The following is an 8,253-nucleotide window of genomic DNA, read 5'->3' as shown; positions in this document are numbered from 1 at the left end:
TATCCGCGAGGTCGGCTGCATGGCCACGCCCGGCGTAAAATCCATGATATCCATGTGCGCCATCCGTCGCCGACCACTACCGAGGCCCTGCGCCGGATCGGTGAGCTGTACACGATCGAAGCCGATATCCGGGGGCGCCCGGGCGGCGCTGATGTATACGCTGATCGGCAGTTACAAACTGAACGGCGTGGAGCCGGAAGCGTATCTGCGTCATGTGCTGGCGATTATCGCGGATCATCCCATCAACAAAATCAAAGAGCTCCTGCCGTGGAACCTCACCATCCCTGCTAAATAACTGTCAATACGGCGCTGGGCGTACGCTTACAGTCAAGCACCTTGTAGGTCAATTTCGGGCTGCGGGTCTTGCGCACCCCGTTGGAAACATAACCCATAGCGTAATGACGGGGCTGAAATCTTTCATTTTAAAATAATTGTGTTGTTGCGGGTTCTGCCTTACCATCACGCTTAGCCATTGTAACTACCCTTATTATGACTTGTGGTCAGCGGCACGGGAGATGCAGCTTTACGAGCGGCGTAGCTGTTTGGACTAATAGATCCACAAAAGCTCATCCAAACACCTCCACCTGTCTCAATACATTCAATTTGCGTGACATGTAAACTAATGACATCAGCAGTTACTACTGGGCCAGGCCTTAACTAATAGGGATAGTAGTCAAACGGGAAAGCGTCTCATGTATATCATCCAGTCATTAAATAACCCTGCCATATCACTTCGCAATAATCACTCTTATTTTAGGTGGCATATGAGATACTCATATAATGCCTAATGTAATTTTTACCTAGCTTCAAAGCGTTGTGAAAGCTCCGTATTTCAAAAAATGAGAAGAGTTAACGTTCATTAAAGCCTTGAAGAATTTTCGGAGCTCAAGGAGTGATAATTTTTGTACAATAGTGCCTATTTCGTTTTCATCCTAAAAGCGGCAGAAGAGCTTAACACAAGTTTATTTTTCGGATTTGGAGGCGCAATTGAATCTTCTGGCGTGTCTGCAGATTCAGAAACTGCTGTAGCATCAGCTGCATCTTCGGCACTGCGAATCAGTTGTGCCGCAAGTGAGCTTGACGCTTCATTAAGTGCCGGTAATGTATATTCTTCAATATCGTGATTGAGCCCGTGGGATAATAGCGCTTCAGGTGAACGTACGATAAGCGGAATTGCCTGCTGAACTATCACGGCGATGCCGTCTAGTTTTCCTTTGGCCGTTACGTAGAATAATGGTAAGCGCCCCGTGGAGGACGTCTTGAATTATTGGTGGGTTTGTTGTATGAGACAGTAAAGCTACGTTACACGCTTATGCTCATTGCATTTTCACATTGTATTGATTTTAATAACTTTTATTTCCATCCCGGTTTGAGTGATATGAAATTAGTGGTTCTGAAGTTTGTGATAGTGTCCATTAAAATTTAAGTGGACACTATCATCCCGGATTATCCATGATCTGACAGCCGTCCCTTATAGGATGCGGGTTCACTAGGCATCGTAGTGGAACATATTCTTACCGGGCCATACAACAAACCCACCAATAATTCAAGACGTCCTCCACGGGGCGCTTACATTGGCTCCATGGCAGAAGCAAGACTATGTAAGTTTTTCTCGCCCATACAGTACATCGATGATGAATCACCTGTAAGTTTAACCACTCATGCGCCACAAAATTTCCTTAAATATCGTGACATTGAAATAATATTTTTTATCTATCACGGATTGACCAGTAAAAAAACAGCAAGACGATTGGGAATCTCTCATCGAACGGTAGAAAATAGGCTCTGTATTATGTACCAAAAAGCTAATATTCATAATATCTATCAATTCAGGGAGTGGTGCAAAGACATTGGCTTCGACTGCTATACCCCACCTTCTTTTATACAGTCGAAAATCCGGGTAATAGATTGACCTATTGACTGAGCTATGCAGATAAATACAAGCGCAGTCTTCATGTCTTGACTATTCTAGCCATTGAAAATGGGTGGAGTTTGAAGGCGACGCCAGTGACAGCAAGGCGTGCGACAGATCGAGCTGCTTGCTAGTTAAGGGGCTGGCGTTTATCGTAATGCCTTGCGTTCCACCTGCTTGAGACGTCCTCCACGGGGCGCTTACCTTGAGACCGCCCCGCAACAACGGCTCAATCAATACCTCTGCCTGCTTACGTCGTGGACGGCGCTTGGATCCTCCGATGCGAATATTGATTGGTAAGCGCTGTTACCCTGCGACATCATATTGCCTATACCGCAACCTGACGGCATGGCCGACGACGGCTAGCTTAAATATGATTTACATTATTAAGTTTTGGATTACTAATCAATAAGCCGCAAGCCTTTTCTAATAAAATCCAAAGGAATATATTGATCAAGCCCGGTTTATTTGCAGTATTCAATGAGTTGATATTTACTGTGAACATCAGCCTTATGATAAATGTTCATTAAATGTACTTCTGCCGTTTTACAGGCTATATCCAGCCTTTTGACAATTTCTTTTACACCTAATCTTTGCTGGGCCCCAAAAATGACTTCTAATTCTCTTTTAGTAAATAAATCATCAGGAGCATCAGTTTGTATGATTTTCCTGCCAAGTCGACTCATGTAACATAACAATTCTGGTATATCTAGACGTCTTCCATAACTGACAATGCCGACTAATGTGTTGTCATCATCATAAAGGGGTTCTCTTTCCATGTAATGTGGCACTAGCTCGCCAGTATTGCCCTTACCATAATGATGAATTGCAATTGATATTATCTTTTTATTCTTTTCAATAACCTTTTTATCACTCTTCGTCAATTGAGGCCAAAATTCTTGACATATATCAGTGGGAATTTCCTTAGCAGACTTTCCTTCCACATCGAATTTTTTAGGAAACTTAAAGAAACTGGAGGCGGAATCATTTACATATACATATCTTGCATCATTATCTTTTACAAGCCAGTGATCAGAGCTATTTTTTATAAATGATATTAATGAATTGGACGAGTTCAGATAGGATATAATATTATGGTTTTGGCTATTCACATTCAATTTAGGCTCATCAGTCACGTTGACTTTCGATACTGTTAGATTGGTTAAATTTGACTTACCTGAATGATCAACGAGAAAAGATTGTTCGGTGTTCTTATTGCCGTTATGCATGGCAACCCCCTTCACAGTTACCAATTTAGGTATCACCACCCAACGTCATGTGGCGAACTGAACTAGCGGATAGCATTGGTGCGCCGTGCGGCGCATCTATCACGCCCAGTGTTGATTTTGATTGTGCCCGGTGCCGGCGCAAAGAACGGCGATGATCCCCACCAGAGTTATCCATGGGCTGCAAATCACGGCCGCGGATATTGCAGTGATATTTGCATTTTACTGATATCAACACATTCCGTCAATAGAGTATAACCAATGAAAAGCTTGATAAATACCTAGTGTAACAAGCAATTATAATTCGTGAGGGCATCAACCGATGCTGGTGACTATCCGTGGCGGCTAACGCACCAGGCGATAGCCATTGCTGGATTTTTTCAGCCATGAATATCTGCGGCAGTCGGTCGCGAAATCAATAAGGCTTTTGTCATTAAGGGCGTTAACATTCTTTAACTTTTCATCATCCGTCCGCCCCGAGCAAGGGCTTACCGACGGCCGCAAAAAAACAATTTCAACCCTTCACTCGAGCGAAGTTATTTTGTCTGGCCTACCTCAGACTGCCTTGCGGAAATGTTTAGCCGTTTCCCCTCGTCAGACTATCCCCGGGAAAAACCGGGTGCCCATCATAACTCGTATCCTCGATAGCCTTGAAGCAGGCGGATGAAAAAAAGACGCCGTGACGAAAATTCACTCACGACAGCATGCCCACACCTTCAGACAATCAATAGACTGCTGTAAAACATCTACTTACAAGGATAGCATTTCCCCAGCCAGCGGTTGAAATATACCATCCGCGAGCACGTTTAATGCCGCGTGAGGTGCGAGCGTCAGGCCTGGGGATTCACTTTTTCATTATTTCTACCCTGTTCTTTAGCGGTGAAATCAGCCACGAACTTTTGGAGTAATCTCGTTAGTGTTATGCAATCATCTTCACACTATTGCTGAAAAACACCCCTATAGATTTGCGCGCGTGCAGTATCAATTTTGTCGGTCATCACTTTGCCCGCTAAGGTGATGGCCGCTAATTTCCCCCGTTTTCCTCTTGGCTACCTGACTGTCTATTTTCCTGCTTGCTGCGTGGGTGGGGTGACGTGCTCCCTCCCTTACTCCTTTGCGCACTTCAATAGGGTAATATAACGACGCAGCATGTTAATGACGCTAAACATGACGGCATGCGATGTCAGTGAAATAGTGCTTAAAATAAGCCTCCAGCGCATACCGACACGGATAACTTGATTATTGCCTTAAATTAAAAAGCGAGCAATAACGGAAAGTCATCATCAGACAAAATTTACATCGCCCACTTGATAAAAGGCCCTTGCGATGTTTGCGATTTCCCATACGCCGAGAATAACATGGTAGCCTTTTCTATTGGGCATTTGAACTTTATGAACCGTCCCGGCGGCACTGAGTGTCAATTCATCTGCATATTCCCAATGCGGCTGCTGCGGATTTTGCACCATGAAAAAGGGCTCTTTCTCAAACTGAGCGCGGCTTAAGGGTTCATTAGGGTTCCAACCCTCTTTGGTAATGAAATAATTCCAACGCCGTGTGGCATGTGTTGTGATATAGTGCTAAGTGAAATCCACAACAGAATTGGCTTTTATTTCATTCTTTTCCCAGCGGTCTTCACCGTATTCATCAAGTTTGAGCGGTGCAGTAGTCGTGCCGCCATCCGTGAAACCGGCACTGGCAATCTGTCCATCTTGCGGGGGGAGTGCATTACGCTCATCAGTAGGGGCGAATTTATCGGCTAAACCCGCCTGCGTTTCGGGGAAAAACTTTCCACTTTCTAACGCATTTGCCCACCATTGTCCCATTTTTTCAGACCGTGATTCAGGGAAAGTGATGCGACCATGTCTAAGCATATTATTATCTTTATCCATAATTATACTCACTATTGTATTAATGAATTACTTTATATTTAGACGTCTCTTCAGCGTCTTTTAAGGGGTAAAATCATAATGCCGAGATGGAGACATAAAGACATTAAGCCCATGCTTATTCCATGACTACAGGACTGCCGGTGACGGCCCCAGTCCCAAACCTGCTTGCTGTCAACAAAGAATATGACCCACGCCGCTTATTTCTTAATTACAATATTAGGACTAGTGGTTTTGGCGGCATAAAGCCGGCATGACGGCAATTCACGACCATGCTGTCTAAAATTGAATCCCCCGTATATTTAAACGGGAGATAAAGATAGAGAGAGATATATAAAGCATCCACAAAGTTTTATTTCTCAATGTTTATGGATTATCGATAGGACGGATTAAATACTCAATATTAATAGTGTCTAGGTTCAAAAATAAACGCGGGAATGCTGCCCCTCCACGAATACGTCATGAAGGGACAGGACTGAAACAGCTAACTGCCACGCACCTGCAACCTACAGCGGCTCGGCGATTAGAACGCCAGATAAAAATCGCCGGCCAGGGTGCGAAACGCCGGCGACCATTCCCCCGTCGGGTCGCGCAACGTCAGCGTATCGTGAATTAACGGCATCGGCCGGCGCGTCAAGGTCAACAGCAGCCGGTGCGGGCGCAATTCCGCTCTGTCGTGGACATCGGTGCGCCGCTGTAGCCACCAGCCCTGCGCCAACGCGCGGGCTATAAGCGCCTCGCATGCGGCATACGGCAGGATAAGCGCCAGCGTACCGTCCTCTTCCAGCAGCGCGGTGGCAGCCGTCAGCAGTGCTTGGTGGCTCAGGCTCAGCGTATAGCGGGCCCGCTCGCGCGCCGGGGTGGCGCAGGCCGGCCCCGCGTCAAAATAGGGAGGATTACTGACGATAGCCTGATAGCGCCGCGACGCCCTGCCGGCATAGGCGCAGATATCGCCCTCGACAGCGCAGAGGGACATTGCCCAAGGGCTGGCGGTAAAATTGTCCCGCGCCTGGCGGCAGGCGTCCGGGTCAAGTTCGATCGCATCGATCGGAATGGCGCCGTGCATGCGCTGCGCCAGCATCAACGCCACCAGACCGCTGCCGGTGCCGATATCCAGCGCCCTGCCCGCCTCGATGACAGGTGCCCAGGCGCCCAGCAGCACGCCATCGGTGCCGACTTTCATCGCACACCGATCGTGGGCGACAAAAAAGTGTTTGAAGGTAAATCCGTCCCGCCTCCGCGGTTTAGTGACGGCCGTGGGTAGATATAGTCATCTGGCTCCTGCAGGCGTATACCTCTAAAATAAACTGACACGCACAAACAGATGAAGATTACGCAGGATCCGTCTATAATCTGCGCCCAACCAGAGGTAGCCCATGACTGTAACACAATTTTCCGAACTCGAGCTGCACGAAGACCTGCTCGCTGCATTGAGCGACAAGGGCTTTGAGCGTCCCACCGCCATTCAGGCTGAAGCTATTCCGGCGGCCATGGACGGACGCGATGTATTGGGTTCGGCGCCGACCGGCACCGGCAAAACCGCCGCTTATCTACTGCCGGTCTTGCAGCATCTACTTGATTTCCCCCGCAAGAAATCCGGTCCGCCCCGCGTGCTGATCGTGACCCCCACCCGCGAACTGGCGATGCAGGTAGCGGAGCAGGCCAAACAGTTGGCCGCCCACACCCACCTGGACATCGCCACCATCACCGGCGGCGTGGCCTATATGAATCATGCGGAAGTGTTCAGCGAGAATCAGGATATCGTGGTGGCCACCACCGGCCGCTTGCTGCAATACATCAAGGAAGAGAATTTTGACTGCCGGGCGGTAGAAACGCTGATTCTGGACGAGGCGGATCGCATGCTGGATATGGGGTTCGCCCAAGACGTCGAGCAGATCGCCGCAGAAACCCGCTGGCGCAAACAGACACTATTATTTTCGGCCACGCTGGAAGGGAACGCGGTCAAGGACTGTGCCGAACGTCTGCTCAATGATCCGGTGGAAATCGACGCCGCGCCGTCGCGCCGCGAACGCAAGAAAATTGTGCAATGGTACTATCGCGCCGACGATCTGACGCACAAAACCGCGCTGCTTTGTCACCTGCTTAAACAGCCCGAGGTCAGCAAAAGTATTGTATTCGTCCGCAAACGCGAGCGGCTGCATGAGCTGGTGGGCTGGCTGCGCGATGCCGGCATCACTCCCTGTTATCTGGAAGGGGAGCTGGTTCAGGCCAAGCGTAATGAGGCCATCAAACGCATGACCGACGGCCGCACCAACGTGCTGGTGGCAACGGATGTCGCGGCCCGCGGCCTGGATATCGACGATATCAGTCATGTCATCAATTTCGACCTACCCTCGACGCCGGATGTCTATTTGCACCGTATAGGCCGCACCGCCCGCGCCGGCCGCAAAGGCTGCGCCATTTCGCTGGTGGAAGCGCACGATCATTTGCTACTGGGCAAAATCAGCCGTTATCTTAATGAACCATTAAAAGCGCGCACGATTGACGCGCTGAGCCCCGCCACGCGCGCGCCGTCGGAAAAGATGACCGGCAAACCGTCGAAAAAGGTGCTGGCGAAGCGCAAGGAAAAGAAAGAACAGGCGCGGACAAAAGACAAAACCAAAGTACGGTTGCGCGCTAAAAAGAACATCGGCAAACGCCGCGTGCCAAAATCGGCGCCGGACGCGGCCAGCGACAGCAAGCCGGAAAACGACGCTTAAGTCACCGCGGACCCTGGCGCGGCGGTATGCTGATAAAAACACCACCCGACACATTAACATGGCGCGCGCGAGAGGGTAACTCGGGCTGAAAGCTGCGCTTTTGCGCAGTTCGCGCGTCATCCGCCGCCAAAGTGTCATTAATCGTTAGCGAAAAGTAACCGTCATGTTGCAGGCGTGATACGAATCAACTAAAAACATTGTTTTTTATATACCTAGCCCTCATAGAGCCGCATTTGACGACGTGGTTACTTTTACCCCAGCGGCGCGCTTTAGCCGCTGGATGTCATCGCGGTTAGCGCCACTAAAATAGCGCTTTTCGGCGTTTATCGGCGCCACGTCACGCCAAGTGCCGCTTACGGCTGTCAGCTTTGCTGGTTCCGGTCACGTCCGATCACTGATTCCGGTCGCCCGATCAGCGATTCCGATTCTGTCCGATCGCTCATCTTCTATTCCGCCATACTCTGGAGACTTTTAGCTTCCGGGAGTATGGCATGGCACGTAAAAAGAAG

At 49.0% G+C, this 8,253-nt stretch carries 5 protein-coding genes and 2 pseudogenes; 3 read left to right on the top strand and 4 right to left on the bottom strand.

Annotated elements, in window-relative coordinates:
* Positions 1-295, top strand: a pseudogene (locus ACMX3H_RS15100) (transposase domain-containing protein); the annotation flags it as partial.
* Positions 296-916: 621 nt separating this feature from the next.
* Here the strand turns inward: ACMX3H_RS15100 and ACMX3H_RS15095 are convergent.
* Complete coding sequence (locus ACMX3H_RS15095) at positions 917-1,192, bottom strand: hypothetical protein (protein WP_415211421.1); 276 nt, start codon at positions 1,190-1,192, stop codon at positions 917-919.
* Between the two features lie 309 nt (positions 1,193-1,501).
* On the opposite strand from ACMX3H_RS15095, the gene ACMX3H_RS15090 reads away from it, so the two are divergent.
* Complete coding sequence (locus tag ACMX3H_RS15090) at positions 1,502-1,912, top strand: helix-turn-helix transcriptional regulator (protein WP_415211420.1); 411 nt, start codon at positions 1,502-1,504, stop codon at positions 1,910-1,912.
* A 464-nt stretch (positions 1,913-2,376) separates the two neighbouring features.
* Here ACMX3H_RS15090 and ACMX3H_RS15085 read toward each other — a convergent pair whose 3' ends face one another.
* The 3 genes and pseudogenes from ACMX3H_RS15085 to ACMX3H_RS15075 all read right to left on the bottom strand — a co-directional run bounded on the left by ACMX3H_RS15085 (position 2,377) and on the right by ACMX3H_RS15075 (position 6,207).
* Entirely contained in the window at positions 2,377-3,141 is a 765-nt protein-coding gene (locus tag ACMX3H_RS15085) for a LuxR C-terminal-related transcriptional regulator (protein WP_415211419.1), read from the bottom strand.
* A 1,280-nt stretch (positions 3,142-4,421) separates the two neighbouring features.
* Positions 4,422-5,009 (bottom strand): annotated as a pseudogene (locus ACMX3H_RS15080) (lytic polysaccharide monooxygenase auxiliary activity family 9 protein).
* A gap of 538 nt (positions 5,010-5,547) precedes the next feature.
* Entirely contained in the window at positions 5,548-6,207 is a 660-nt protein-coding gene (locus ACMX3H_RS15075) for a tRNA1(Val) (adenine(37)-N6)-methyltransferase (protein WP_415211418.1), read from the bottom strand.
* Between the two features lie 193 nt (positions 6,208-6,400).
* On the opposite strand from ACMX3H_RS15075, the gene srmB reads away from it, so the two are divergent.
* A complete protein-coding gene (srmB, locus tag ACMX3H_RS15070) occupies positions 6,401-7,744 on the top strand; it encodes an ATP-dependent RNA helicase SrmB (RefSeq protein WP_415211417.1) in 1,344 nt (447 codons plus the stop codon).
* The last annotated feature ends 509 nt before the right edge of the window (positions 7,745-8,253 follow it).

It is taken from the genome of Sodalis sp. (in: enterobacteria) (genome assembly GCF_047607725.1).
Taxonomy (GTDB): domain Bacteria; phylum Pseudomonadota; class Gammaproteobacteria; order Enterobacterales; family Enterobacteriaceae; genus JBLKSS01.
The sequence above is the reverse complement of the archived record's forward strand: the minus strand, read 5'-3'. Positions and strand labels throughout refer to the sequence as shown.